This window comes from Natrinema sp. CGMCC1.2065 (assembly GCF_051225675.1).
Classification (GTDB): domain Archaea; phylum Halobacteriota; class Halobacteria; order Halobacteriales; family Natrialbaceae; genus Natrinema; species Natrinema thermotolerans.
Genome location: NZ_JBPJSJ010000006.1, coordinates 87,718 through 113,100 on the forward strand (window position 1 = coordinate 87,718; position 25,383 = coordinate 113,100).

The following is a 25,383-nucleotide window of genomic DNA, read 5'->3' on the forward strand; positions in this document are numbered from 1 at the left end:
ATTTACTGTCGGCGTCGAAAAGGCGATACGATGGAACGCGGGTCCCGAGAGTCGTTTACGCGCATGGGTACGTTGGGGATCGAGGAGGAGTGTTTCGTCGTCGACGAGGACGGTCGCCCCACCAGCGGGACCGACGACCTCGTCTACGAACACGACCCGCCCGAGATCCTCGAGGGCCGACTCGATCACGAACTGTTCAAGTTCGTCATCGAGACCCAGACGCCGCTGATCGAGGACCCCGACGACGCCCGCGACTCGCTGCTTGCGATCCGGCAGGCGTTAGTCGACCACGCCGAGGCTCACGGCTACCGGATCGCCGCTGCCGGCCTCCACCCGCTGGCGAAGTGGCAGGAACTCGAACACGCCGAGAAACCCCGCTATCGGGCACAGCTCGACCGGATCCAGTATCCCCAGCACCGGAACACGACGGCGGGGGTCCACGTCCACGTCGGCGTCGACGACGCCGACAAGGCGGTCTGGATCGCGAACGAACTGCGGTGGTACGTGCCGATCATGCTCGCGCTGTCCGCGAACTCGCCGTACTGGAACGGGTTCGACACCGGGCTCCAGTCCGCCCGCGCGAAGATCTTCGAGGCGCTTCCCAACACCGGCATGCCGACCCACTTCGAGGACTTCGAGGCCTTCGACCGGTTCGAGCGCCGGATGCTCGAGACCGATTCGATCAACGATCGGGGCGAACTCTGGTACGACGTGCGACCCCACACCGCCCACGGCACCGTCGAGTTGCGGACGCCGGACGGTCAGGCCGACCCCGAGGTCGTGCTGGCGTTCGTCGAGTACGCCTACGCACTCGTCTGTGCCCTGGCCGAGGAGTACGAGGACGGCGCGACCGGTCACGACCACCGGCGGGAACTGCTCGACGAGAACAAGTGGCGCGCGATCCGGTACGGACAGGACGCTGCCTTCATCGACCGCGACCTCGAGGGGACCGTCGAACTGGGCGAACTCGTCGACCGGGAGTGTGAACGACTCGGAATCGACGGGATCAAACGGGTCTACGAGCGCGAGAGCGGCGCTGACCGCCAGCGCCGGCTGCTCGAGGACGAGGGGCCGGACGCGCTGTGTAACTCGCTGTTTCTGCAGACCGAGTGACGACCCCCACAAAGGTTTAACTCCGCGGGAAGCCTCCACCTGTACGAGAAAACACATGAGTTTCGACGACACTGACGAGGGTCCGGTCGACGGCGAGGGAAACGAACCGCTCGAGGACCACGACGTCGTCGAGCCGGGTGGAGAGCGCCGCAATCCGACGGTCGAGGAACTCGACCAGCGGCTGATCGACCTGCTCTCGTGGATCCTCGACACGGAGACCCGCGCGAAGATCTACGTGTTCCTGCTCGCGAACCCGGGGAGTACGTCCGAGGAGGTCGCGAAGGGGACCGGTCTCTATCCCAGCACCGTCCGCGAGGCGCTGGCGGAACTCCACGAGGAAGAACGGGTCACGCGGGAGAAACGGGAGAACGAGGGGGCCGGCAACAACCCCTACGAGTACACTGCGATCCAGCCCAGCGAACTCGTCGGCGGCGTCGTCGACCAGGTCCAGGCGGAACTGAACACGATCTTCACGCTCGATCGTATCGTCGATCGGGAAGTCGACCGCGGGACGCCGCCCGATCTCGAGGACGAGACCGAACCGGTGACGATCACGATCGACGACGCGGCACCGACCCGCGAGTCCGACGAGTCGGACGACGCCGACGTCATCGAGTTCGAGGATGAGACGGACACGGAACCCATCGGGACGGACGCCGACGACCCGGCGGACGGCGACGAGTAGCCGGGATCCGACTTACGCCTCGCGGACGAGCGGGACCGGCCGCTCGAGTTCGAGATCCCGATCGACCGCCGTCGCGGTCATGGTCGGCCAGCGATCCGTCGCCGTCAGGACGTCGATCCCGTCGTCGGTGACGAGCGCCGTATCCTCGCTTTTCGCGCCCTGTACTGTGGGGTTCCACGCGTAAGCCATCGGCGCTTCGACGGGCGCATCGTGGCCGGGCGTGGCGATCCACTCCCGACCGGCGAAGCCGGCGGCCCCGCCCTGGTGGTGATGTCGCCACTCGCCCTCGTAGCCGACCGCGTCGTACGCGTCCTGTATGGCCGCGAACACGGCACCTGCGGTACCGCCGGTGGTTCCGCTGCCGTCGGTCTCACCATCGATGGCCGCCGCCTGCGTCGCCGCCAGCGCCGTCGTCTCCACGCGAGCGGCCGCTCTGTGGCGCTCCTCGAGCCAGGCCGGTGGATCGAACGCGACGGTTCGGGTACAACTCGCGTGGAGACCGCCCCGTTCGGCGGTCACGGAGACGAGGACGTAGTCGCCGAGTTCGGCCTCGGTCGGGGTGTAGTGGCGGTAGCGCTGGACGCGTTCGGCACCGCCGACGAGGACCACCGGCGTCTCGATGTTCCGGGCCGACAGCGCGACTCGCAGCGCCGAGGCGACCTCGTGTTCCGTATCGCTGCGCTGGAGCTCCCGGCAGACCGACTCGACGGCGGCCGCCGTCTCCTCGCCGAGGTCGCGGTAGCGCTCCCGGTCGCGCTCGGTCAGGGGCTGGCGCAGCGCGGTCGGGTCGACGCGCTCGAGGCCGGGGACCTCGATATCGGCGGCGGCCCGTTCGTCCGGTCCGACGCGATCGGCGATCGCCGCGGCCAGCGACGACGCGTGCCAGGGGAACTCGACGACCGACACCGCGTCGGCATCGAGGTCGGGGAGTTCCTCGGCGACGATGCGATCGGCCTCGATGTTGTTCGCCACGAGCGTAATCTCGGTGCCGTCGTACCCGACGGCGGCGACGCCGGCGTCGCCCTCGCGGTCGACGACGTTGTTCCCGCCGGTGAGCCATGCGAATGCGTTCGGCCGAGCGAACCAGACCGAATCGAGTCCGGTGGACTCGAGGTGGGCCTCGAGCCGGTCGTGTTTGTCCATATCGGGTGCTTGCGAGGCCGCGTCTTGAATGCGGCGAACGCCGGTCTGCGGGGACCCGTGAGGGAGCCGCAAGAACGGTATCCCGCCCCGATTCCCAGCGAATCGGACGACTCGGTCAACCTAAGTAGGGGCCGTCCTAACGGCCGCTAGAGACCGTGTCGTACGATAATCACACGCCCGACTCGAGGTTTCGATCGTTGATCGATCGGTTCGGCTTCCCGCACCTGCTGACGGTAACGCTCGCGCTGGTCGCGACGACGATCCTGCTGGGGATCGCCGCGAAGGCGACGGGCTCCGGGCTGGCCTGCGAGGCCAACTGGCCGCAGTGTGACGCCGGACCGTTTAACCTGTTCCCAGCGAACCTCCCGAGTTTCTACGAGTGGTTCCACCGCTTCGTCTCGATGTTCGCCGGCTTCGCCATCATCGGCTCCGCGATCGCCGCCTGGCGATTGCCCGATATCGACCGAAACGTCGCCGGACTGGTCGTCCTCGGGATGGTCCTGACGCCGGTGCAGGTCGCACTCGGTCGCGAGACCGTCACGACCTACACGATGGACATCCTCTCCTTGCACTTCTGGACGGCCGTCACCATCTTCACCCTGTTTCTGGTCGCGACCGTCCTCGTGTGGGCACACCGACTGACCAGCCGCCACGTCGTCGCCGCGCTCGTACTGGGGCTCGTCGCCCTACCCGTCCACGTCACGCTCAGCCCCGTCGTCGGCTCGGAACTCTCGAGTTACTCGCCGACGATGCAGATGGCCCAGTACGGCGTGACGCTCGTCCTGCTGGGTGCGGCGATCGTCGCCGCGATGGTCGGTCGTCGCCGCCTGACGGGTCGCGCCGTCGTCCCGCTGCTCGCGGCACCGCCGATCGTGATCGCCGTCCTCTTCTTCGGCCGGCAGGCGATCAACCCCGCGCTCGAGGTGCCGTACCTCGTCGCGGTGGCCGTCTCGCTGGGCACCTTCCTCGCCGGACTGGCGCTTACCCGCGCCGCGGATACGTCCGGGGACGACGCCGGCGCGCTCTCGCCCTGACCGGTAGGAACGGACGCCGTCGCCCTTTTCCCGTTCGATCAGCCCACGACCACGACGATTGCGGCCCCCGTGAGAATCGAGCCGAGGCCCAGTCCGAACAGTCCGTAGTTCGCGACCGGGTTCGCCGCGGTCGTCACCTCGAGGGAGTACCGTCGCCGCGAGAGGGGCCAGAACGGGCGGACGCCCATCGGCGTCAGCGCGTCGACGAACAGATGGGAGCCGACCGAGACGAAACCGACGAGGAAGGCGAAGGTCACGAAGCCGACGTCGGCAAAGGCCGAGGGCGCGTCGACGAGGACGCCGGTGATCGTCGCGAGGCCGATGCCGACCAACAGCGCGAACGGGATCGTATGGGTCGGTCCGCGGTGGTCGATCAGCGGGAGCCGGTGATCGTAGTCCGGCAGCGTCGAGAGCGCGACACAGACGAGGCCGCCGACGATCGCGACCTCGCCGTAGCCGCCCACGGCGATGATGGTGCCAAGCGGTGCGTACGCCGTGAGCGCACCGCCGTAGTGGCCCACCTGATACATGTGCGACATGATCGGCCAACGGGGCATAAAGCCACCGCCATCCGCCCGCGAACGGCGGACAGGGCGATACCGGCCAGGAGAGTACCCAGTAGCGAACGGGACCGGTGGCGGGCGGCCCCGTTCGCCGCGACCGACGCGGTTTTGATCGCGAACCGCCTCCGAACGGCTGTGCGAAACGTTACGGACAGGACGAGCAACCCGTTCGGACTGCGTGCGCCGGTCGACCGCTCCGATCCCGAGGACCGGGCCGCCGTCTTCGGCTACGGCGACGCCAACGCCGACTTCCACGTGATCGGCGACTACCCCGGCGTCCATGGCGGCGAAACGACCGGGGTCCCGTTCACCGAAACTGCGGCCGGACTTGCCGTCCAAGACGTCGCTCGCGCAGTCGGCTTCGCGAGCGGCCCGTCGGACGACCCCGTCCTCGAGAACTGTTTCTGGAGCTACGTCTACCTCTGTAGCCTGCCCGCGGACGAAGCGCCGACCGACGACGACTACGCCGACCTCGAGCGGTTTTTCGACGCCGAACTCCGCGCGATCAACGCACATATCCTCCTGCCGGTCGGTGCCCGTGCGACCGACCGGGTCCTCCGGGAGTACACGACCCAACGCCGTCGGTACGACGACCCTCTCGAGATGGGCGCGCTCCACGCGAGCGAGATCCGCGGACGAGGGGTGCTGGTCGTTCCGATCAGGGAGCCAAGCGAGTGGGCCGACGGCGACCGCGAGGCGATCGTCGCACGGCTCGAGGCCCTGCTCGCGAGCGATTACCGGCAGACGAAAGGAGTCGCGACGACGGTGGGCTAATCGGTCTTCGGGGCGAAAACGAGCAGTGCCGTACTCGCCTCGCGCGCGTACGGAGAAATGTCCTGATCACCGTCGAACCGAGCGATATCGCCCGGCTCGAGGTCGTAGACCTCGTCACCGAGGGAGAGTTCCACGGCTCCCTCGAGCAGGTGGAGGACGACGTTCGACTCCGGATGGCGGTGTTCGGGAACACGCTGATCCTCGGTCAACTCGAGACGGACGGTTCGTGGCGTCTGTCCGTCGAAGACTTCTGCGTGGGGCGCATCGTCGAGGCGCTCGAGCGACGTGACTTCGGGCATATACGAATCGAAACGGGTCGTGGACTTATACCTCCGGACGAATCGGTTCGACCCGACCGACGACGCGGCCGGCGCGCTGTCGGTGGTGGAGCCGATCGTCAGTCGAACCCATGACGCCCCAAGACATTTTATTTGAACTGAATCCTTGTTTCCTGCGAAAAGTTAAATTGAATGCGTAATTATGGGGTTTCGTATGGAGGTCATCAATCCGGCCACCGGCGAGCGAGAGCGGACGATCGAGGAGCAGACCGAATCCGACGTCGACGACGCCCTCGAGCGGGCGACGGCGGCCTACGAGGAGTGGCGTGACCGACCGATCCGCGAGCGTGAGGAACTGCTCGCGGCCGCAGGGGACGTGCTTCGCGAGAACAAGCGCGAGTACGCCGAGACGATGACCCGGGAGATGGGGAAGCCGATCTCGCAGGCGGTCGCCGAGGTCGAGAAGTGTGCCTGGGTCTGTGACCACTACGCCGAACACGGCAGCGCCTACCTCTCGGCGGACGGCCACCCGAGCCCGCCGGGCTCGTCGGTCGAGACGGTCTACGATCCGCTCGGTCCGATCCTGGCGGTGATGCCGTGGAACTTCCCGTTCTGGCAGGTGTTCCGATTCGCGGCACCCCATCTCACGTCGGGGAACGTCGGGCTGCTCAAGCACGCTTCGAACGTCCCCGGCTGCGCGCAAGCGATCGCAGACGTGTTCCGAAAGGCGGGCTACCCCGAGGACGTCTTCCAGACGCTGCTGATTTCCTCGGATCTTGTCGACGACGTCATCGAGGACGACCGCGTCAAAGCCGCGACCGTCACCGGCAGCGGTCCGGCCGGTCGCGCCGTGGCTTCGACGGCGGGCGACCAGCTCAAAACGTCCGTCCTCGAGCTGGGCGGGAGCGACCCGTTCGTCGTTCTCGACGACGCCGATATCGAGGCCGCGGCCGAGACCGGGGCGTGGGCGCGCAACCAGAACGGCGGTCAGTCCTGCATCGCCGGCAAGCGATTCCTCGTCCACACCGACGTCTACGACGAGTTCCTCGAGGCCTTCGTCGACGAGGTCGAGTCGCTGACCGTCGGCGATCCGACGGACGAGGAGACGGATATCGGCCCGCAGGCCCGGGCGGACCTCATGGACGAACTCCACGAACAGGTGGCAGCGAGCGTCGCGGCCGGTGCGGAGCTACTCACCGGTGGCGAACCGCTGGACCGCGAGGGCGCGTTCTATCCGCCGACCATCCTCGCGGACGTTCCGGAGGGCTGTCCGGCCGACAGCGAGGAGACGTTCGGGCCGGTCGCCGCGGTCTACGAGATCGACGACGAGGACGCCCTCGTCGCCAAAGCCAACGACACCGAGTTCGGCCTCGGGGCGACCATCTGGACGGAAGACCGCGAGCGCGGCCGACGGCTCGCCCGCGAGATCGACGCGGGCTGTGTCTACGTCAACCAACTCGTCAAATCCGATCCGCGGGTGCCCTTCGGCGGCGTCGGGGAGTCAGGCTACGGCCGCGAACTCGCGCGCGACGGCATGCTCGAGTTCGTCAATCGGAAGACGGTCTGGGTCGAGTGAGCAGCTGAGACACCCCGTTCGGACCGGCTCACCGGTCCTGTTCGGTTTTCGTACTCTACCGTCGGTCAACATATACGTGGTTCGAGCCAAAATATTCGAACGGAGCCATGACGCCGAGCGTCTCCCGCAGGCGGCTTCTCACGGCAACGTGTGGTGCAGTCGTCGCAGGAACCGCCGGCTGTCTCGCCCGATCGGCGGATTCGGAGCCGCCGGATCCGACCGAATCGATGGCCGCGACCGCAGCCGACAACGCGTACGGGACCGTCTACGAGGACGCGATCGACTCGGTTGTCGAGATCCGGACTCCGAAGGGGAGCGGGACCGGGTTCGCGTTCGACGAGAGCCACGTCGTCACGAACGCCCACGTGGTCGGAACCGCGAGTGTCGTCGAGGTCCGATTCGCCGACGGACAGTGGCGGTCCGGGTCGGTCGCGGGCGCGGACGCCCACAGCGATCTGGCCGCCGTCGCGGTCGAGGACCCGCCGTCGTCGGCGACGCCGCTTCCCTTCGTCGACGACCCGCCGGCCGTCGGTCGGGAGGTCGTCGCGATCGGCAACCCATTCGATCTCGAGGGAACGATCACGACGGGGATCGTCAGCGGCGTCGACCGGTCGATCCCGGCACCGACCGGCTACAGCATCCCCGATGCGATCCAGACCGACGCCGCGGTCAACCCGGGCAACAGCGGCGGCCCGCTGCTGACGCTTGAGGGCGCGGTCGCCGCGGTCATCAACTCCGGCGGCGGGGACAACGTCGGCTTCGGCATCTCCGCGGCACTGACCGAACGCGTCGTCCCCGACCTCGTCGAAGAAGGGGCGTACGACCACTCGTTTCTCGGCGCGTCGTTCACCGACGTCACGCCCGCCGTCGCGTCCGCGAACGACCTCGCGGACCGCGGCGGCCTGCTCGTCGCCGACGTCGTCGACGGCGGACCGGCGGCCGGCGTCCTCAAGCCGAGTCCCGGAACGGAGTACACCGGTCGGGGACGAGTGCCCGTCGGCGGCGACGTTCTTCTCGCCGTCGACGGGACGGCACTGGCGACGAAAGAGGACCTCGAGAGCTATCTCGCGCTCGAGACGCGGCCGGGCGATACCGTCGAGCTGACCGTCCGCCGCGACGGCACCGAACGGTCCGTCTCGCTCGAACTCGGGACCCGTCCCGCGCGTCGCGGGCCGTACCGATAGCGGGACGGGCCCGTGCCGTGTCCCGGTTCTCGGCCGGCCGTGGCCCGCGGGTAGGTACGGACCGCCATTTAAGTACCATACGAGAACATGTTCCTGGGTCTTCTCGGCCGGTAAGAACCGATTGACCCCGTTATACGCCGGCTATTCTTAGCACGAGCTGTCATGAGTGATCGAATCGGCGCACCCGGACTGGGGCTATCGCGACGCGAATTCGTTGCTGCGACCGGTGGCGTGGCGGCACTGACCGGCATGGCCGGCTGTGTGAGCCGGGGATCTCAGGGAGACGCCGGCTCCGAGGAGCCGTCCGCGAAGTCCGCGGGGTCGGAACCCGACCTGCCGTGGACGAGTTCCCCGGAGGTCGTCCAGGTCGACGAGCAGGGCGGGAGCGTGACGCTGCAGTCGGTATCGGCCCAACACGCGGTCCACCCGATGGACTCGATGGGCGGACCGGTAGAACTGCCGCGGGTCTGGGCCTTCAAGGCCGACGACGGCGAACCCAGCGTTCCCGGCCCGATCCTCCGGACGACGGAGGGCAACGACATCGAAGTAACCCTCGACAACACGGGCAACGATCACCCGCACACGCTGCACTTTCACGGGGCACAGAAGACCTGGGAGAACGACGGCGTCCCGACGACGACGGGCATCACGGTCAACCCCGGCGAGAAACACACCTACACGATCCCCGCGAACGTCCCGGGAACGCACCTCTATCACTGCCACTACCAGACCCATCGCCACATCGACATGGGGATGTACGGTATCTTCCGCGTCGATCCGAAGGGGTACGAGCCCGCCGACAAGGAGTACTTCTTCACGCTGAAAGACTGGGATTCGCGAGTCAACCGCCAGTTCGCCGGCGAGGACGTCGACTACAGTCCCCGGAACCGCAACCCCGACGTGTTCACGATCAACGGCAAGAGCCTCCCGCGGACGCTCCACCCCGAGGAGGGCTCCCCGATCATCGTCGACCACGGCGACACCGTCCGCCTCCACATGGTCAACGCGGGCTACATGTCTCACCCGATGCACACGCACAACCACCGCTTCCGGCTGATCGAGAAAGACGGCGGCCAGCTCCCCGAGGCGGCTCAGTACGAACAGGACGTCACCAACATCGCGCCTGCAGAACGTCACACCGTCGAGTTCGAGGCCAATGCCGACCCCGGCATCTACCTCATGCACTGTCACAAGGTCAACCACGCGATGAACGGCGACTCCTACCCCGGCGGCATGGTCAACGGCATCGTCTACCGGGACGCGATGGACACCGACGTCTTCGCCGACCTCATGTCCTACGCGGGCTACGAGGGCTGATCCGATCCGATCGCGGCCGGTCTCGAGGCACTGCTCCCCGTTCGCTCGAGTCCTCGGAGAACACACTGCAACCGCCGGCCGCTGTCGCGAGCAGTCAGGGACGACTTTCCGTTCCCGTCCGAACGTCCGGGTCGGTCGCGACCGGCGTCTCGTCCGCGAGCCGCCGCCGACCCGCGGCCGTGATCTCGTACCGCTGGCCGCCGATCAGTCGAACCTCGTCCCGCTCGTAGAGTCGGTCACAGACGTGATCGACCGTCACCGGATGAGCGTCGATCGCCGCGGCGAGATCGACGACAGCGAGCGGCCCGTCTGCAGCCAGCACCTCGAGAACCGGGCGGTCGTTCCCGGTCATCTATCGATCACGGGTCGCCCCGTAGGCGTCCAGTAGTTCGCGGTAGCGGTTCCGGACCGTGACACCGCTGACACCGGTTTCCTCGCCGATCCGTTCCTGTGTGAGTCCCTCGTCGGTTAGCCGACCCGCCCCGTAGATCGCCGCCGCAGCCAGTCCGGCCGGGCTCCGCCCGCTGTGGAGGTCCCGGTCCTTTGCCGCCTCGAGGATCTTCCGGGCGAGGCGTTCGGTCTCGTCGCCGACGCCCAGTTCGGAGGCGTACTGCGGGAGGTAGTGGATCGGGTCGGCGGGCTCGATTTTGAGCCCCAGCTCGCTCGAGAGATAGCGATACGCCCGCTGGACGGGGAGTTTCTCGACCCGGCTGACCGACGCGAACGCGACGAGCGTCCGCGGGGTACCCTGCTGGCGGGCGGCCGCGTACAGACAGGCGGTCGCCATCGCCTCGATCGACCGGCCCGGCAACAGCTCTTCCTCGACGGCCCGGCGGTAGATGACGCCGGCCGTCTCGCGACACGGCTCGGGGAGGCCAAGCGCCGATGCCATGCGCTCGATCTCGCCGAGTGCCTGCTTGAGGTTCCGTTCGCGGGCGTTCTTCGACGTAAAGCGTTCGTTCCAGGTCCGCAGCCGCTGGAGTTGGCGGCGCTTCCGCCCCGAGATGCGGTTCCCGTACGCATCCTCGTCCTGCCAGCCGATCGTCGTACTGAGGCCCTTGTCGTGTTTGCGCGCCGTGACTGGCGCGCCGACTCGACGCCGGTCGTCGCCGTCGTCGTCGAAGCGTCGCCACTCCGGTCCGTAATCGATCCCGTCGGCGTCGAGAACGAGCCCACAGTCGGCACAGGCTCGCTCGCCGTGTTCCTCGTCGTAGGCGATCCGGCCGGTACACTCCGGACACTCCGACCGCTCCCGCTCGGGAGCGGCGTTGCGCTCGCCGTTCCGGGTCGTCCGCTGGTCGGTCGCGTCGACGCTCGTTCCAGTCATATGTCTATCATCGCCGGAGTCACCCCCGGTTCGTGTGCTGTCTTCCCTTGGAATGGAGGGAACGGACAGTATCAACGACCGGCGGATTCCCACGGCCTGAGAACGGGGCGCACGTCCCTTGCGTCACAGCCACATGGTCTGGATTCGAGAGGAACAACGTTTATTCGCTGCAAGCCGTCACCACGGACGAATGTCGAACGAGGGGGACCCGCTCGAGGACATCGAGATCGACGACGACCGCGTCGAACGGGGACTCGCACTGCTGGCCCGTCTCGAACACGAACAGCTGCCACTCCCCGACGCCGTCGATCGGATCGAGACGGTCACGTCCGATCCGACGGTGACCAGGACGATCCTCGACCGGGCCGAACTCCACGGGATCATCGCCCGCGAGGACGGAGTCATCCGCCCCAAGAGCCGTCAGTACGTCCGCTTCGAGCGAGACGTCATCACGAAAGAGGGGGACTTCTCCTGCCGGCGCTGTGGCTCGGGACTGAAGACCGGCTACTTCATCGACCTCGAGGCGGGCGAACTCGGCCCCTTCGGCTCCTCGTGTATCCGCAAAGTGACCGGCCGGGACGACTAACGGCCCTGTCGGAGTTCCGCGATCAACTGCTCGATCGTCTCCTCCTGTCGCTCGATGATTTCGGTCTGTCGTTCGACCGCCGCCTCGAGGGACTCGATCCGCTCTAAGAGTTCGGGGTCCGTTTCAGCCGGCGTTCGCTGTGCCCGTCCGGCCTCTTCGACGGCCGACTCGTCATCGCTCGCCGACTCGAAGACCGATCCGGTTTCCGTACGGCTCCGCTCCGACGAGCCGACGTCGGTACGTGCGTCGCCCGTCGTCCCGCGGGCCGACGACTGGGCCGCCGATTCACTGCCGGCCGCGGTCCCCGACGACGCCGATCCGCTCGCAGCAGCATCGTTGGCCGTCCCGTCGGCGAGGGGATCCGTCGTCCCGGTCCCGCCGGCGTCACTGGTCCCCGCCGTCTCGCGATCCTCCGGTTCGGGCGGATCGGCGTCCAGCGGATCGACCCCGCCGCCGAAGTCCATCGATCCCTCGTCGGTTGCCGCCTCGTCCTCGTCGTCACCGACGGTCAGGTTAAACTCCTCGAGCGACTCGACGTCGTGGTAGTCGAACAGCGCCCGCTGGAGCCGTTCCCGGAGGTCGTTTGCCTCCTCGTTGGGAGCCTTGATCCGCTGTGGGCGGCCATCGACCGTGAGGACGATCTGGGTCGCGACGCTGCCGTCCTCGAAGGTCAGGTTCGTCACGTCCTCGAAACGATACTCCTCGTAGTCGCCGTCCCAGACCGCGCCGCCGATGTGTTTGACCAGACGGTCGCTCGTGACGATCAGCGTCAGTTCACTGAAACGGTAGGTCTTGACGACCGTCTCGCCGGGATCGGTGATCCCGTTGCCGTTTAACACGCCCGCCAGGACGGGGTGGAGGACGTCGTCGGTCTTTTTCGCGGGAACAGCGAATTCCCGCTCGCCCTCGAGGGCGTACTCGAGGGCGAACTTGGTCTTTCGCCGGCCCTCGGAGATGGTCAGCCGGTCGGCGTCGTGGGGGTACTCGTCGGCCGATTCGTCGCTCAGGAGGCCGTCGGCACGGTAGACGATGGTCCTCGTCGGCGTGATGAAGAGTTCGTCGTCACTGCCAAGAGAGACTCGCGCCGCGATCTCCTCGCCATCGAGAGAAGCGTCGACGATGCCGGGAACGCTCATGCCGCGCCCTTCGTAACACCGTGTGATAAATCCGTGGGTCCACGTTGCACGCCGGATTCGAATGAGAAGGTTAAAGAAACGGACCGCACTATCCGTAACTGAGCCCGGGTGGCTTAGCTGGACATAGCGCCGCACTCATAGGGTTCAGAGATTCGGTGCGGTTTCGCCTTGGAAGCCTCCGTGTCCCATAGAGGACTGCCGAGCCTCGAACCTGGGACATGCGGAGATCGAGGGTTCGGAGCCCTCCCCGGGCACTCACCAATTCATTCACATACCCACGGAAGAACCCCCCTCTCAAGGGCGTGGGTACTCCGATTCTGCTCAATTAGCTCTTGTAGCGGATGATCTATATCCTGCGATAGAGACTCCAACAAGGGAGTCTCGCGGAGCGAACTCCGCGACCGACGGACCCGGCCCGTTCTGCGTAGCGCTCGGCGTGCGGACGATGCCGCCGTCATTATCGACCACCCGAAGCACGGTGAGCTAACAGTCTGCAATGGCTGTGTGACGGCTACGCGGTGATTCGCTTTGTCTGCCGAGTCGGACGTCCGTCCCGAGGATAACCTCCAGGTCGCCCAGCGAGTACTCAACAGGGTGAACTACCTTGAGAAGGATCGCGGCAATCTCCACAAAGAGTACGACACCCTCGGAGACTACGACGACGATCGAGACACTTGTTCCCAAAGCCACCGTCGGAACGCTCGGTCGTAGCGAACTGCAAAACGAACCGAATCCCCGATTGGACGCTTGACGAAACGCATGATCAACTCGGGGTGCCCTACGTCATCTATCATGACTGCGATGCTATCGGTTTACAATTTGGCTGTGTTGAGTCATTTAGAAACGGCCATAAATAATATTAGAACAAACAAATCAAAAAATATAATACATTAGTGTTGGATGTTCAAAGTGTAATGTCGTATGACAAGACTCGACGGTCAGTTTTGCAGAAAGGAGCACTGGCAGCAGTAGCTGGCAGCGGATTGATCCTTGGCTCACAGTCTGGGGCCGCTGCTGAAACCTCAGACTACACACTCCGAATCGAACACGTTGGTACTGAGGAACCCGTTACGTATGGGGTCGGAATCAATGTCGGTGACGGACAGGCGGGAATCAGTACAGAACAGTTGGACACTAACGCGGAGTTTCGTTCAAACTCTGACTACTTCCGAGTTATCTGGGCAACCAATATGGGCCCCGGGGATGTTGACATATTCACATGCGATAACTGTGAAGATCCCGACCCAGTTGTCTGGGAACCCTCCGCAGACAACTATGTAGTATTCCAAGACGGCGAACGGATTCACTAAACGGAATCCACATAGAAACCCCATTGTTGTCCCATTTTTCGTAGAATGTAGCTCGTGACGGTGGCGTTTTGGGACGCCTTCCGCTCGATCATCAACCGGACCGGCACGATCGCCATCTATGACGCGACGAAGAACACCCTCATGCAGGTCATCGCAGCGGAGGCAGCTCGCACATGACGATCATTACCGCCAGCGACGCCCGTAGCGACGATCGAGACCCTCGCCCCGCAAACCAGCACCGAGCCGAGGTCCTCGAGAGTGAACGAAGTGGTCGCTCGAGGGCACGGAAGGTTGACACTCTTCCGGAGGTTCGGAGCCGTCCCTGGCTGCGCCGTTTCTCGCGAGCAACACGAATCGACGCCGAGTGACACTGCTATGCGGCGTGTGCCGGTCGGAGTACGCTCGAGTTCGGTCACGGACAGCCTCGGGATCCACGAGGTGGCTGATAGTTACAGCGGGCACCGGGACGATTCCGAGTTCCTTGGAATCGGAACGAGATTGATAATCAGTTCGCCGAACATCTTCACCGTCGCGTTCCCCGCGCGACAGTGACGATCCAATCAGCATCCACCCCAATCTTGTCCCGTTTCCGCCCGGCGGCCGTCCCCCTGTGCCCATCCGGGCGGGTTCTGCGGTCTTTTCGACGCGATCCGATCGCCGAGCGAGCGCTGTTGCCCGCGAGCGTCAGGACAACCGGGACGTCAGCGATCAGGCGTCGCCGTGATCCTCGCTCCAGTCGGTGAAACAGTCCGCCGGACGGACGTCGCGGATGGCCGCCATCCCCTCGCTCGGGATATGTTTGAAACAGCGCGGTTCGCCCTCCGTTTCGGCGATCCAGGCCGCCTCATCGCCACATTCCGCACACCGCGGGGCACCGCCGAACCGCAGCGCGTACCACCAGCGAACCCCCTCGAGTCGCTCCCGGACCGCCGCGTCGAGGCGGCGTCGGAGGCGCGAGAGTCTGCCGTCGGTCACGGTCGACCACCCGTCTCGGGTCGGTCCCGGTCGTCGGTAAACATGGACGACACTACCGGCGGCAGCCACTTCGGCCTTCCCGATCGTGGGCCTCGAGAAACCGATCGAGTATCGTGTCGATCACGGCCGTTCCATCGCCGGTCACGACCGGGTCGTATCGAACGCGCCGTCTGGGATCAGCCGAACGTCCTCCGACCGCCCGAGATCGATTTCGGCGGGTCTCGAAAGGGGTGCGGGTCGAAGCGATGGGTGTCCCGGCTAGCTCCGTTCTTCGTCGGAGAAGCGCCACGGCGCGTCGGCGTCGACAGGCGACTCGTCTTTCGACAGCGGCACGTTGTGATACAACTGCTCTAAGTGTTCCATCGTGTACTCGACGGAGTAGCGTTCGACCGCCGCACGGGTGTCGCGGTCGGTCTCGAGACAGGTCTCGATGGCGTCGACCATCGCCTCGAGGTCGCCGTACGCGAACCGCTCGCCGTTGTCAGCGCCAATTGTCTGCTCGAACGGCAACACGTCGGTGGCCGCGACGGGGGTGCCACAGGCGTTGGCCTCGAGCGTCGAGAGCCCGAGAGTGTCGGCGGTCGAGGCGGTCAGGAAGACGTCGATCGAGGAGTAGAAGGTCGGGAGATCCTCGCGCGGGAGGAATCCACGGACCTCGACGTTGTCAGGGGCGTCCCGCTCGAGGGGGTCCCGGTACGGCCCGTCGCCGACGATCACGAAGTCGTACTCGGGCAGTTTCTCGGCGACACGGAGGATCTCGCTGACGTTTTTCTCCATGCTGAGCCGGCCGCTGTAGCCGATCACCGTCCGGTCGGGGTACCAGTCCTCGTCGGTCCGCTGGAAGAAGTCCATGTCGATGCCGACCGGGAGCTGGACGTGTTCGACGTTCCGTTCGATTCGCTCGGTCGAGGCGGTGACGATGTCGAAGCCCTCGAGGAAGGCGTTCTCGAAGGGGACGTACAGTTTCGAGAGGGCGTCGGCGACCGACTCGAACTTGACGTTCTGGTGGAAGTACTCCTCGAGGGGGGTGTGATGCGTGTAGATCGACGGCAAATCGTGTTTGCGGGCGTAGTACCGACCCAGCAGGCCGATGGGAGCCGGGCCGTGACAGTGGACGACGTCGAGATCGGGCAGCGTCGACGGGCGGCGAGTCAGCGGGATCCGATAGCCGGGGTAGAACGGGTTCGACACCGATTTGACGGGAACCTCGCGCTCGCCGGGTTCGTAGTCGCCGTCGGGATAGACGACGTAGACCTCGTGTCCCTTCCGCTCTAACTCCTCGCGCCACAGTTTGATCGTATACGTTACGCCGTCGATCTCGGGAAAGTAACTGTCCGTGAAAAATCCGATCTTCATGTTGCCACCTCCGCGTACAGCGACTGGTACTGGTTCGCGACCGCCTCGAGGGAGAACGCCTCGCTGCGGTCGGCCGCGTTCGATCCGAGTCGGTCCCGGAGGTCCGGATCCCGGAGTCGCTCGAGGGCGTCGACGAACGGCGCGACGCCGTCGCCCGACGCCTTGAGACAGTCCGCGCCGTCCTCGAGCCACGAGAACGTCTCGATGTCCCGGACCAGCACCGGTTTGCCGGCGGCCATCGCCTCGAGCAGCGCGATCCCCTCGTTTTCCTCGTGGGTCGGGAAACAGAAGATATCGCCCGCCGCGTAGGCCCCCCGGATGTCGTCGATGAACCCGGTGAACGTGCAGTTGTCCGGTGAGTTCTCGATCAGTCGCGTCGTCTCCCGGCCCTTCAGGGAGAGATCGAGCGGCCCGAACCACGCGAAGTCCATGTCGGGCAGCCGCCGCGCCAGTTCGACGAACGTCTCGAGGCCCTTGCGCTTGATGACGTGACCGACCAGGAAGACGGTCGGCGACTCGAGGTCGTACCGGTCGCGGTACTCGCTTTCGAGCGACTCGAACCCCTCGAGTTTCCCGCGGTCGACGCCGTTCGAGATGACGGTCGTCGGGGTATCGGTGTAGCCCTCGATCAGCTCCCGGTTGTACTCGGAGGGACAGACTAAGGCGTCGGCCAGCCCGTAGGCCCACCGAAGGTACGGTTTCAGCGGTTTGGCGAGCGCGTTCGTAAAGCGAAAGCTGTCGCCGAAGTCCTCGGCGGTGACGTGGGTGTTCGCGACGACCGGAACTCCCTTCGAGCGGGCCCGTCTCGCGTACCAGACCGAGCGCGGGCCCATGAGGTTACAGTGGAACACGTCGGCTGCGAGGGTTGGTTCGGTCGTGTACTGCAGCCCAAGCTGGTCGAGCATCGCCCGCTGGTGAGCGACGGACTCGCTGATGCCCCCGGTGACGTGGTCTTCGAGTTCGAAGTAGTGGCTGATCTTCATGCCCGACTCCCTGTGGCTGTCGTCCCCTTCGTTTCCCGATCCGATTCGCCGATCGTCCCCACTGACTACTCGACCTCGAGCCAGGGCACCTCCATCAGCGGCGGGATGTGCGTCTCGATGTGGTGTTCCCAGACCCCTTCCTCCCCGAACGCTTCGCCGTGGTCGGCGGTCACGATGACCGTGCCGTCCAGTTCCGGGATCAGTTCGGCGACCGACTCCAGCGCGATCCGCAGGTTCTCCTCGTACAGCGCCAGCGCCGCCTCCCGGGTGCCGTTCTTGACGAGGTCGGTCGGATCGAGTTCGAGCCAGAGCCCCGCCTTCTGGGCGAGTTCGCTGCCCTCGAGTTTGTCCTCGACTTTCGGCCGGATCGTGTCGCCGAGCGACGAGAGCGCGCCGCCGCCGGCGTCGCCGTCGCCCTTCTCGGCCTCCTCCTGTTTCCGGATCCCCTTCTGGATCTGTTTGAGCTTCTGGCCCTTCCCGCGCGAGAGGTACGGCGCGTGGGGCTGCATGTAGTGCAGCACCGTCCGATCGGCCCGCTCGACGGCGTCCTGATTGTCGTAGTAGGCCTCGGCGAGGCTGTCCGGCGGCACCGTCCCGAGATCGTCGTCCCAGCCGGACTTCCAGACGTCGTGGATATCGCTGATGTGGTCGGAGGCGGTCCACTCGTAGTCGCAGCTGGCCCCCCACTTGAGTTCGTTCAGCGGGATCCCCAGGTCGTTGATGAATGGGTTCCCCGAGAAGTAGGCGATGTCGTGGTCGTCCTGAAAGGTCCGATAGGCCCACTCCGGCGTCGACGAGCCGACGCTCCATCGCTTCTCCAGCGTTCCGTCGAGGTAGTCGTCGTATACCTCGCTGAATACGTCGTACCGACACGCATCCAGCACGAGACAGTAGTCCCAGTCCGACTCGAGGAAGTGCTGGTCGTCCATTAGTTGCGGCAACCTTTCGAGTCGACCTACGTATTCTTATTGGTTCCCGGAAAGTCACCGCGACCCGTCCGTTGCGGACGCACAGTCCCTGTACCGTCGGTCGATCGTCCGTCGCCGAGGACGGCTGTGGCCTCACTCGAGGTAGCCGAGTTCGCGCAGTCGCTCCTGGGTCTCCTCGTCGGCCTCGGCCAGCGCGTCGGCCTCGTCGGGGTCGGCCTCGCTGGGATCGTCCCACGCGCCGCCGACCTCCTCCTCGAAGCGGGCCAGCGCCCGCTCGGTCGCGGCGACGACCTCGTCCTCGTCCGTCTCGAGGGGGGATTCCTCGGCCGGGTCCTCGTCGAGTCGGTACCCCTCGTCGGGGATCCGGTCCGCGCGGACGTACTTGGCGTCGGTGCTGCGGGCCGCGCGCAGGCGCGAGTACGCGCGGTGATCGTCCGGCAGTTCGATGCCCGCCTCGCTGGCCTTCTCCTCCAGGTGGTGGAGTTCGATGACCGGCTGGGCGTACTCGACGAACGCGTAGTCGCCGCTCGAGGCGTCGGCGGACGGCTCGTCGCCCTCGAGGACGGCCCGCTGGCCGGGGTCGGGCTCGCTCGCCCCCTCGAAGGCGCGGTACTCGCCCGACAGCAGCGACCGGGTCGGATCGCGGGGGACGGGCGCGCCGTCGCCGGTCGTCCCGACCGCGGCCGCGGGATCGACGCCGACCGCGTCCAGCACCGTGTGATAGAGATCCAGCAGTTCGACGAGGTCGTCGCGTCGGTCGGCCTCGAGGTCGGGGTGCTTGACCAGCAGCGGGACGTTGATCAGCTGGTCGTAGAGGGAGAACTCGTGGCCGTAGAGGTCGTGTTCGCCGTGGAGTTCGCCGTGGTCGGCACAGACAACGACCGTCGTGTCGTCCCACTGGTCGGTCTCGCGCAGCCAGTCGAACAGCCGACCGAGTTCGGCGTCCATGTGGGCGATCTCGGCGTCGTAGAGCCCGCGGATGTCCGAGAACTCGTCGTCGTCGATGTCGCGCGCCCCGGAGTTGTACTCCTTGGAGTTCTGGCAGACCTCGCTCGGGTCGACGCCCGGCGCGAACTCCTCGCGGTACTCCTCGGGCGGGTAGTACGGCAGGTGGGCGTCCATCAGGTTGATAAAGCCGAACCACCCCTCGTCGCTGTCGCTCTCGTCGATGAAGGACTTCGTCCGGTCGATGACCGACGGCGTCTTGGAGTCGGCCCCCTCGCCGCTGGCGAGTTTGGCGTGGGCCTTGGCCCCGATGTGGACGATCGACGACGCCAGTTCGCGGAGGTAGTCGTTGTCGTTGACCGCCTGCCACGCGCTGGCCAGCGGCCCCGAGAGGACGTCGCCGGGCAGGACCTCGAAGAACGAGTCCTGTCGGTCGAAGCCGTCGGTCAGGCTCGTGTAGGGCGTGATCCAGGCGTTCGAGGAGTAACAGGCCGTGTCGTAGCCGGCCGCCGACAGCGACGACGCGAGCGTCGTGGCGTCGTCGAGGTAGGGGCTCCCCTGGTCGGCACCGTGTTCGCTCGGGTAGCGGCCGGTAAACAGCGAGGCGTGAACTGGCAGCGTCCACGGAGCGGGGGCGACCGCCGACTCGAAGACGGTCGCCTCCTCGGCGAACCGGGAGAGTGCCGGCGTCGTCGGCCGCTCGTAGCCGTAGGGCTCGAGGTGGTCCTTCCGAACCGTGTCAAGCACGACGAAGAGGACGTTCGACTGGGGGGTGGTATCCATTACGCGTGACACCTCCCTCCACCCAAATAAATCGATTGAACGACGGATCGGCACCGATCGCGAGCGCTCGGCCGTCGGCGTCGATCAGACGTTTCAAGTTCGGTGACGATTCATACCACCCATGGACGAGCGAAATCGACGCGCGTTCCTCGTCGGCGCCGTCGGAACGATCGCGGTCTTCGCGGTCCTGTTTTTCGCCGTCGGTGCGCGGGACATCGTCGATTCGCTGCTGTCGGCGAAACCGTCGCTGGTCGTCGCGACCTTCGTCCTCGCGGTCGCCTGGTTGGTCGCCTGGAGCCTCATGCTCCGGACCGTCCTCGCCGGCCTCGGGATCCGCGTGCCGGTGGGCAAGTCCTTCCTCGTCTACTCCGGTGCCGTCTTCGCCAACAACGTCACCCCGTTCGGCCAGGCCGGCGGCGAACCGGTCGCCGCGCTCCTCATCTCGAAGGTCTCCGACGCCCGCTACGAGACGGGGCTGGTCGGCATCGCCAGCGTCGACGTCCTGAACGTGGTCCCCTCGATCTCGCTGATCCTCGTCGGCGTCGGCTACTACGCGACGACCGCCGCGCTCGGCGAGACGCTCGAGACGGCCGTCAGTTCCGCGATCGTCCTGATCGCCGGCATCGTCGTCGCAATGGGACTGGTCTGGCGATACCACCAGACGATCATCGACCGCCTCCCCGGGATCATCGCGCCCCGCCTCGGGAAACTCGGTATCGAGCGCTTCCAGTCGGATACGCTCGAGGCGGACATCGCGGACCGGCTCGACCGCTTCTTCGAGAACATCGAGCGCGTGGCGACGGACCGCTGGCGGCTGGCGGCGGTCGTCGGCCTGTCGCTGTGTGGCTGGCTCTTTCAGGTGGCCGCGCTCACGGCGGCCTTTGCCGCGCTCGGCTACTCCGTCCCGCCGTACGTGTTGCTGTTCGTCATCCCGCTCGCGAACCTCGCGGGGGCCGCGCCCCTGCCGGGCGGGCTCGGCGGGATCGAGGCCGCGTTCGTCACCCTGCTTGTCCCCACGACCGGGATCCCGGCCTCGGTCATCACCGCCGCCGTCCTCATCTTCCGGGGCGCGATCTACTGGATGCCCGTCCTGATCGGCGGGCTGTCGGTGTCGTCTCTCGGCGTCCGAGCGCTACGCTGACCGGAAAGACCGTCGACGGCTGCCCCGTCTCCGACAGCGTCATAGCCGTCGGTCGCCGACTGGCGTCCGAATGTATCGTGACGGCCACGCCGGGTTCAACGCCTTGCTGTATGCCCCGTTCGTTCCGGTCGTCAGCGGCCGCTGGTCGCTCGAGTTGGCGCTTGTCGGTGCAGTCGTCGCCCTCGCCGCCGCGAACCTCCCTGACCTCGACCAACCGCTGCCGCGGATCAGCCACCGCGGGCCGACCCACACCGTCTGGTTCGCGGTTCTCGTCGGGCTGGTCGCCGGCGTCGGAACCGCGATCGCCGTCCCCGCGACGCCGGCCGCGTTCGCGTTCGGCTTTCTGGTCGGCTCCTGCGGGATCCTCGCACACCTCGCGGGCGACATCGTGACGCCGATGGGGATCAGTCCCTTCGCGCCGCTGTGGCGGGCCCACGTCACCCTCGAGTGGTTCAAATCGAAGCACGAACGTATCAACCGCGGGTTCCTGCTCGCGGGGACGGCCGCGCTGTCGGCGTCGCTGCTGGTCACGGTGTGGTGACCGCACAGTCCGGCAGCCGGCAACCCAACCTCATCGCAGCGACGGGCGGCCGTCGGCGCGCCACAGGAGCAGGCCGATCGAGGCGGTCCAGAGCAGGAGCGTCGCGGCCGGTCCGTGGACCGCGAGGCCGGGGCTCCAGTCGGTTCGCAGCGGGAACAGCCACTCGATGCCCTTCGGCGAGAGCGAGTCGATCGCCAGATGCGACCCGATCGCGAGCGCGACCGCGGCCGCGACGGCCCGTTCGCGGACGAGCGCGTAGCAGCCGACGACGACGGTCAGCGCGAACAGCGGCGTGTGGGTGATCCCGCGGTGGACGAACGGCCAGCCGACCGCCGCCGGGAAGAGGAAATCGGCGTCCGGCAGGAGTCCGAAGACGATCCCGAGTCGCCGATCGGCGTCGGTGAACCCGCCGACGAGCGCGGAGCCGACCAGCGCGTGGGTCGCGAACGCGCCGGTGAGAAAGAGGACCCGCCCGAGTTCCATCGCCCGTTCCTTGGATCGCCGCCCCCAGATAGGTTTCGGTTCACTGACCATCGCTCTCGTAACTAATGTATCACTATATCGGCCGAACCAACAGGACTTACATTCGGGGTCGAATACGGACCGCTAATGGGTCCGTTGCAACTCGAGGGGACACCGTCCTGGCTCGAGTCGATGCTGACGTCGGAACTCGCGTTCGCCGTCCTGTTGGGAATCTGCGTTCTCGAGGGAGCGATGCTGTTGCGGTTCATGCCGAGCGAACTCGTCGTGCCGGCCGCGCTGGCGCTGATCGGGTCGACGATCCCGAAGGCGGTCACGATCGTCGCGATCGCGGTCGTCGGAACGACGGTCGGCCAGCTCCTCCTGTTCCTCCTCGTCCGGCGGGCGGGTCGGGAGTACGTCCTCCAGAAGCGGTGGTTCCCGCTCACCGAGTCGCGCCTCGAGCGGTTCGACGGCTGGTTCGACCGCTGGGGTGCGATCGCGGTCCCGGTGAGCAACACGATGCTGTTCGTTCGCGGACTGCTGACCGTCCCCGCGGGCCTCTCGGAGATGGACGCGAAAGCGTTTCTCGCCCTGTCGGCGGTCGGGTCGCTGTCCTTCCAGTCGATCCTCGCGGCGCTGTACCTGCTCGGCGGGCACCTGTTAGCGCTGTAGTCGCCGCTCGAGAGATTACGCGAGCAGCGGTGACACAGCGAGGGAGAATAGACGAGAGGGAAGTTCTGAGACCGCGTGACGGGTCGCGGCTCCGATCGACTACTCGCTTCGGGTCCGGTAGAACGGCAGCCGGAACCGGACGCCGGCGTCCCGGAGCTTCCACCTGATCTCGAGGGCGATCCACGCCAGCCCCGAGAAGAGGGCGACGCCGATGGCGGCGAACTCGGTCGACCCCATCCAGACCGGACTCACGAACAGGAGGGCGTTGTAGATCCGGTGTGGCAGGATCGACTCGATGAGATCGCCGAGGAAAGCGAGCGGGTTGAAACCGAAGCCACCGCCGCCGTCACCGCCGCCTCCGCCGGTGTCGGCCGCGGTGCGGTTCTCGAGGCCGAGCGACTGGGCGCTTTCCCCACCCGCGCTTTCGTCGCCGGTCTCGAGGCGTTCGGCCTCGTAGGGGAGCGACGACCCGACTTCCCAGACGATCTCACCCGACTGGTTGACCTCGATGACGCGGTTGCCGTGGGTGTCGGAGATCAGCGTGTTGCCGTTGGGCAGTCGATCGGCATCGCGGGGCCACTGGATCCGATCGTCCTCCCACTGCCAGGTCTGGGTCCACTCGCCGTCCTCGCGCTGGAACTCCTTGATCTGGGCGTTCTCGGAGTCCGCCACGAGGACCGCCGGTCCGCCCTGACTCTCGGGGATGTAGTCGGGGTTGTGCTGCTCGTGGAGGACGTCGTACTCGTTCTCGCTGCCGAGCGTCCAGTCCTCGAGCAGTCCCTCCTCGCGGTCGAGGAAGACGACCTGGTCCTGATTGCGCAGGCTGGCCATGATGCGGCCCTCCATCTGGCCCTCCTCGATGTACTCGACGTCGTTGATGTGGGCCCAGTCGCGCGGCCAGGAGTGACCGCCCTCGAGCGGGAAGTCGCTCTGTGCGTCCCAGAGCCACTCGACGACTTCGGTCTCGGTGTTCACGATGAACACCTGGTCGGCGACCATGTCCGCGACGACGAAGTGGCTCTCGTTGATGCGGTCGACGTCGTGCCACTCGCCGGCGTACTCCTTGTAGTCGTAGCGCTCGTAGAGGACCTCGACTTCGCCGGTCTCGAGGTCGGCGCGCTCGATAACGTTACGCGTACACGGCGGAGCGCCGCAGTTGGGCCCCTCGGTGTGGAGGGTATCCGTCGCGGCGTACTCGACGGTCAACGGATCGCCCTCGACGGGATCGGCGTCGAAGTACTTCGTCCGCGAGTTGTTGTAGTAGAGGACCTCGCCGTTGGGCTGGTACGCCGTGATCGTGCCGGCGCGACCGGACTCGGTGACGACCGTGTGGTTATCGGTTGGCGGGGCGTCCGGGACGTCTGCCTTCGACGCCGTCGAGACGCCCTCACCCGCGGCGCTTGCGACGACGGCCGCCGAGACGAGAATCAGGACGACGAACGCGACTCGGAGCCGGTTCCGGGAGAGTGCGGCCCGGACGCTACCGAGTCCCGACCGGACGTCCCCGGCCGACGGCAGCGAGCGCTCGGTCACGGTTCGATCACCACTGCGGGTACTGTCTGGGGAACCATTGCCTTCCGGTTCAGAGTCGAGACACTAGTACCTTTTCTAACCGATTCAGGGCGGTGATTTCAGCCCGTTTCAGTATCTCGTGGGCAGTCAGTCCCGATCAGCAGCGAGGCGTGTCGTGAGAACCGGAACCGGCGAGGTACGCATCACCCGCTCGGTGAAACTGCCGAGCAGGTGTCGATCGAGACCGGTGTGGCCGTGGGTCCCCATCACGATGAGATCCGCGGCCGTGGAGTCGGCTGCGGCCGTGATCTCCCGGGCGACCGATCCCGACGCGATCGTCGTCGTCACGTCGTCGACACCGGCGTCCCGTGCGGTCGCCGCGGCCTCGTCGAGGACCGCCTGAACGTTCTCCTCGACGCCCGCGGAGAGGGCGGCCGACCCCGTATCGAGGACCTCCGGGAGTTCGTCGACGACAGACAGCAGGTGGACGGTCGCGCCGCAGTCGGCGGCGATCGACGCGGCTTCCTCGAGCGCGGCCGTCGCGTGGTCGCTTCCGTCGGTCGGTACCAGCACGTTCTCGTAGGGGTAGGTCGCCCTCGCGTCCTCGGCCGCACGAACGGTCAAGACCGGCACGTCGCTTCGGTTCACGACGTGATCGGTGACGTTCCCGAGGACGTACTCCCCGAGCCCGCGCCGACCGTGGGTCCCCATCGCCACGCGGTCGAACTCGTCGCCGGTCGCGTACTCGGCGATCACGTCCCGCGGGTCGCCCTGGGTGACGTCCTTCACGTACGAGACGCCCCGTTCGTCGGCCCGATCGGCGGCGTCCGAGACGATCTCCGAACCCTCCAGCTCGAGGGCGTCGACGACCTCGGTGCCGAGGCGCGTGATGCTCGGTTGGTTCGTGTCCGCGACCGTAAGCAGGTGGACCGTCAGTTCCCGGTCGGCCGCGATATCGAGCGCGTGTTCGAGGGCGGCCGTCGCGGCGTCGCTTCCGTCGGTCGGCACGAGGATTCGACTCGCCATGCGCTGGCTTGGGCCGCCACCCGCTTACCGTT

General features: G+C 66.4%; 26 protein-coding genes and 1 tRNA gene. 13 read left to right on the forward strand and 14 right to left on the reverse strand.

Annotated elements, in window-relative coordinates:
• The first annotated feature begins 30 nt into the window (after positions 1 to 30).
• Both ACSBP4_RS08375 and ACSBP4_RS08380 read left to right on the forward strand, forming a co-directional pair.
• Complete coding sequence (locus ACSBP4_RS08375) at positions 31 to 1,113, forward strand: glutamate--cysteine ligase (RefSeq protein WP_435551907.1); 1,083 nt, start codon at positions 31 to 33, stop codon at positions 1,111 to 1,113.
• Between the two features lie 55 nt (positions 1,114 to 1,168).
• Positions 1,169 to 1,798 (forward strand): helix-turn-helix domain-containing protein, encoded by a 630-nt coding sequence (locus ACSBP4_RS08380; RefSeq protein ID WP_435551908.1) that lies wholly within the window; start codon positions 1,169 to 1,171, stop codon positions 1,796 to 1,798.
• A 12-nt stretch (positions 1,799 to 1,810) separates the two neighbouring features.
• Here ACSBP4_RS08380 and ACSBP4_RS08385 read toward each other — a convergent pair whose 3' ends face one another.
• Positions 1,811 to 2,941, reverse strand: a complete 1,131-nt coding sequence (locus tag ACSBP4_RS08385) for a M24 family metallopeptidase (RefSeq protein WP_435551909.1) — start codon at positions 2,939 to 2,941, stop codon at positions 1,811 to 1,813.
• 155 nt (positions 2,942 to 3,096) lie between these two features.
• On the opposite strand from ACSBP4_RS08385, the gene ACSBP4_RS08390 reads away from it, so the two are divergent.
• The gene (locus ACSBP4_RS08390; protein WP_435551910.1) at positions 3,097 to 3,975 is read left to right on the forward strand and encodes a cytochrome oxidase assembly protein; all 879 of its coding nucleotides are present in this window, start codon (positions 3,097 to 3,099) and stop codon (positions 3,973 to 3,975) included.
• A 38-nt stretch (positions 3,976 to 4,013) separates the two neighbouring features.
• Here the strand turns inward: ACSBP4_RS08390 and ACSBP4_RS08395 are convergent, their stop codons facing one another.
• Positions 4,014 to 4,505: a metal-dependent hydrolase gene (locus ACSBP4_RS08395; RefSeq protein WP_049966812.1), complete on the reverse strand. Its 492-nt coding sequence runs from the start codon at positions 4,503 to 4,505 to the stop codon at positions 4,014 to 4,016.
• 168 nt (positions 4,506 to 4,673) lie between these two features.
• Between ACSBP4_RS08395 and ACSBP4_RS08400 the strand changes: the two genes are divergently transcribed.
• Positions 4,674 to 5,312, forward strand: a complete 639-nt coding sequence (locus ACSBP4_RS08400; protein ID WP_435551911.1) for a uracil-DNA glycosylase family protein — start codon at positions 4,674 to 4,676, stop codon at positions 5,310 to 5,312.
• Here ACSBP4_RS08400 and ACSBP4_RS08405 read toward each other — a convergent pair.
• Positions 5,309 to 5,611, reverse strand: coding sequence for a cupin domain-containing protein (locus ACSBP4_RS08405; RefSeq protein ID WP_435551912.1), 303 nt, complete (start codon positions 5,609 to 5,611; stop codon positions 5,309 to 5,311). The genes ACSBP4_RS08400 and ACSBP4_RS08405 overlap by 4 nt on opposite strands.
• Before the next feature lie 193 nt (positions 5,612 to 5,804).
• Here ACSBP4_RS08405 and ACSBP4_RS08410 point away from each other — a divergent pair, with 193 nt between their 5' ends.
• From ACSBP4_RS08410 to ACSBP4_RS08420, 3 genes are all read left to right on the forward strand, one after another.
• Complete coding sequence (locus tag ACSBP4_RS08410) at positions 5,805 to 7,166, forward strand: NAD-dependent succinate-semialdehyde dehydrogenase (RefSeq protein ID WP_435551913.1); 1,362 nt, start codon at positions 5,805 to 5,807, stop codon at positions 7,164 to 7,166.
• Positions 7,167 to 7,273: 107 nt separating this feature from the next.
• The gene (locus ACSBP4_RS08415) at positions 7,274 to 8,350 is read left to right on the forward strand and encodes a S1C family serine protease (RefSeq protein WP_435551914.1); all 1,077 of its coding nucleotides are present in this window, start codon (positions 7,274 to 7,276) and stop codon (positions 8,348 to 8,350) included.
• A 162-nt stretch (positions 8,351 to 8,512) separates the two neighbouring features.
• On the forward strand, positions 8,513 to 9,667 hold the full coding sequence (locus ACSBP4_RS08420; RefSeq protein WP_006180551.1) for a multicopper oxidase domain-containing protein: 1,155 nt from the start codon (positions 8,513 to 8,515) through the stop codon (positions 9,665 to 9,667).
• A gap of 94 nt (positions 9,668 to 9,761) precedes the next feature.
• Here the strand turns inward: ACSBP4_RS08420 and ACSBP4_RS08425 are convergent, their stop codons facing one another.
• Together ACSBP4_RS08425 and ACSBP4_RS08430 are read right to left on the reverse strand one after the other, a co-directional pair.
• Positions 9,762 to 10,019, reverse strand: a complete 258-nt coding sequence (locus ACSBP4_RS08425; RefSeq protein ID WP_049966817.1) for a hypothetical protein — start codon at positions 10,017 to 10,019, stop codon at positions 9,762 to 9,764.
• On the reverse strand, positions 10,020 to 10,994 hold the full coding sequence (locus ACSBP4_RS08430; RefSeq protein ID WP_435551915.1) for a transcription initiation factor IIB: 975 nt from the start codon (positions 10,992 to 10,994) through the stop codon (positions 10,020 to 10,022). It abuts the gene before it with no gap.
• Positions 10,995 to 11,184: 190 nt separating this feature from the next.
• Here ACSBP4_RS08430 and ACSBP4_RS08435 point away from each other — a divergent pair, with 190 nt between their 5' ends.
• Complete coding sequence (locus ACSBP4_RS08435; RefSeq protein WP_435551916.1) at positions 11,185 to 11,580, forward strand: DUF5830 family protein; 396 nt, start codon at positions 11,185 to 11,187, stop codon at positions 11,578 to 11,580.
• Here the strand turns inward: ACSBP4_RS08435 and ACSBP4_RS08440 are convergent.
• The gene (locus tag ACSBP4_RS08440) at positions 11,577 to 12,716 is read right to left on the reverse strand and encodes a DUF7115 domain-containing protein (protein ID WP_435551917.1); all 1,140 of its coding nucleotides are present in this window, start codon (positions 12,714 to 12,716) and stop codon (positions 11,577 to 11,579) included. The two genes, ACSBP4_RS08435 and ACSBP4_RS08440, sit on opposite strands and share 4 nt — an antisense overlap.
• 102 nt (positions 12,717 to 12,818) lie before the next feature.
• Here ACSBP4_RS08440 and ACSBP4_RS08445 point away from each other — a divergent pair.
• Positions 12,819 to 12,970, forward strand: a tRNA-Met gene (locus ACSBP4_RS08445).
• A gap of 1,110 nt (positions 12,971 to 14,080) precedes the next feature.
• Complete coding sequence (locus tag ACSBP4_RS08450; RefSeq protein ID WP_435551918.1) at positions 14,081 to 14,203, forward strand: hypothetical protein; 123 nt, start codon at positions 14,081 to 14,083, stop codon at positions 14,201 to 14,203.
• Positions 14,204 to 14,734: 531 nt separating this feature from the next.
• Here ACSBP4_RS08450 and ACSBP4_RS08455 read toward each other — a convergent pair.
• The 5 genes from ACSBP4_RS08455 to ACSBP4_RS08475 form a co-directional block, all read right to left on the reverse strand.
• Positions 14,735 to 15,001 carry a hypothetical protein gene (locus ACSBP4_RS08455; protein WP_006651200.1) on the reverse strand — a complete coding sequence of 89 codons (267 nt, stop codon included), beginning with the start codon at positions 14,999 to 15,001 and terminating at the stop codon, positions 14,735 to 14,737.
• Positions 15,002 to 15,259: 258 nt separating this feature from the next.
• Complete coding sequence (locus tag ACSBP4_RS08460; RefSeq protein WP_435551919.1) at positions 15,260 to 16,357, reverse strand: glycosyltransferase; 1,098 nt, start codon at positions 16,355 to 16,357, stop codon at positions 15,260 to 15,262.
• Positions 16,354 to 17,340 carry a glycosyltransferase family 4 protein gene (locus ACSBP4_RS08465; protein WP_435551920.1) on the reverse strand — a complete coding sequence of 329 codons (987 nt, stop codon included), beginning with the start codon at positions 17,338 to 17,340 and terminating at the stop codon, positions 16,354 to 16,356. Before ACSBP4_RS08465 ends, ACSBP4_RS08460 begins: the two co-directional genes overlap by 4 nt.
• Positions 17,341 to 17,405: 65 nt before the next feature.
• Positions 17,406 to 18,269, reverse strand: a complete 864-nt coding sequence (locus ACSBP4_RS08470) for a hypothetical protein (protein ID WP_435551921.1) — start codon at positions 18,267 to 18,269, stop codon at positions 17,406 to 17,408.
• Between the two features lie 132 nt (positions 18,270 to 18,401).
• Entirely contained in the window at positions 18,402 to 19,997 is a 1,596-nt protein-coding gene (locus ACSBP4_RS08475; RefSeq protein WP_435551922.1) for a sulfatase, read from the reverse strand.
• Between the two features lie 121 nt (positions 19,998 to 20,118).
• Between ACSBP4_RS08475 and ACSBP4_RS08480 the strand changes: the two genes are divergently transcribed.
• The gene (locus ACSBP4_RS08480; RefSeq protein ID WP_435551923.1) at positions 20,119 to 21,138 is read left to right on the forward strand and encodes a lysylphosphatidylglycerol synthase transmembrane domain-containing protein; all 1,020 of its coding nucleotides are present in this window, start codon (positions 20,119 to 20,121) and stop codon (positions 21,136 to 21,138) included.
• Between the two features lie 70 nt (positions 21,139 to 21,208).
• Positions 21,209 to 21,679 (forward strand): metal-dependent hydrolase, encoded by a 471-nt coding sequence (locus tag ACSBP4_RS08485; protein WP_435551924.1) that lies wholly within the window; start codon positions 21,209 to 21,211, stop codon positions 21,677 to 21,679.
• A 30-nt stretch (positions 21,680 to 21,709) separates the two neighbouring features.
• On the opposite strand, the gene ACSBP4_RS08490 is transcribed toward ACSBP4_RS08485, so the two are convergent.
• On the reverse strand, positions 21,710 to 22,162 hold the full coding sequence (locus ACSBP4_RS08490; protein ID WP_435551998.1) for a metal-dependent hydrolase: 453 nt from the start codon (positions 22,160 to 22,162) through the stop codon (positions 21,710 to 21,712).
• A 126-nt stretch (positions 22,163 to 22,288) separates the two neighbouring features.
• On the opposite strand from ACSBP4_RS08490, the gene ACSBP4_RS08495 reads away from it, so the two are divergent.
• A complete protein-coding gene (locus ACSBP4_RS08495) occupies positions 22,289 to 22,813 on the forward strand; it encodes a DedA family protein (protein WP_049966827.1) in 525 nt (174 codons plus the stop codon).
• Between the two features lie 99 nt (positions 22,814 to 22,912).
• On the opposite strand, the gene ACSBP4_RS08500 is transcribed toward ACSBP4_RS08495, so the two are convergent.
• The gene (locus ACSBP4_RS08500) at positions 22,913 to 24,346 is read right to left on the reverse strand and encodes an aryl-sulfate sulfotransferase (protein ID WP_049966828.1); all 1,434 of its coding nucleotides are present in this window, start codon (positions 24,344 to 24,346) and stop codon (positions 22,913 to 22,915) included.
• 126 nt (positions 24,347 to 24,472) lie between these two features.
• The gene (locus ACSBP4_RS08505) at positions 24,473 to 25,351 is read right to left on the reverse strand and encodes a universal stress protein (protein WP_435551925.1); all 879 of its coding nucleotides are present in this window, start codon (positions 25,349 to 25,351) and stop codon (positions 24,473 to 24,475) included.
• Positions 25,352 to 25,383: the final 32 nt, after the last annotated feature.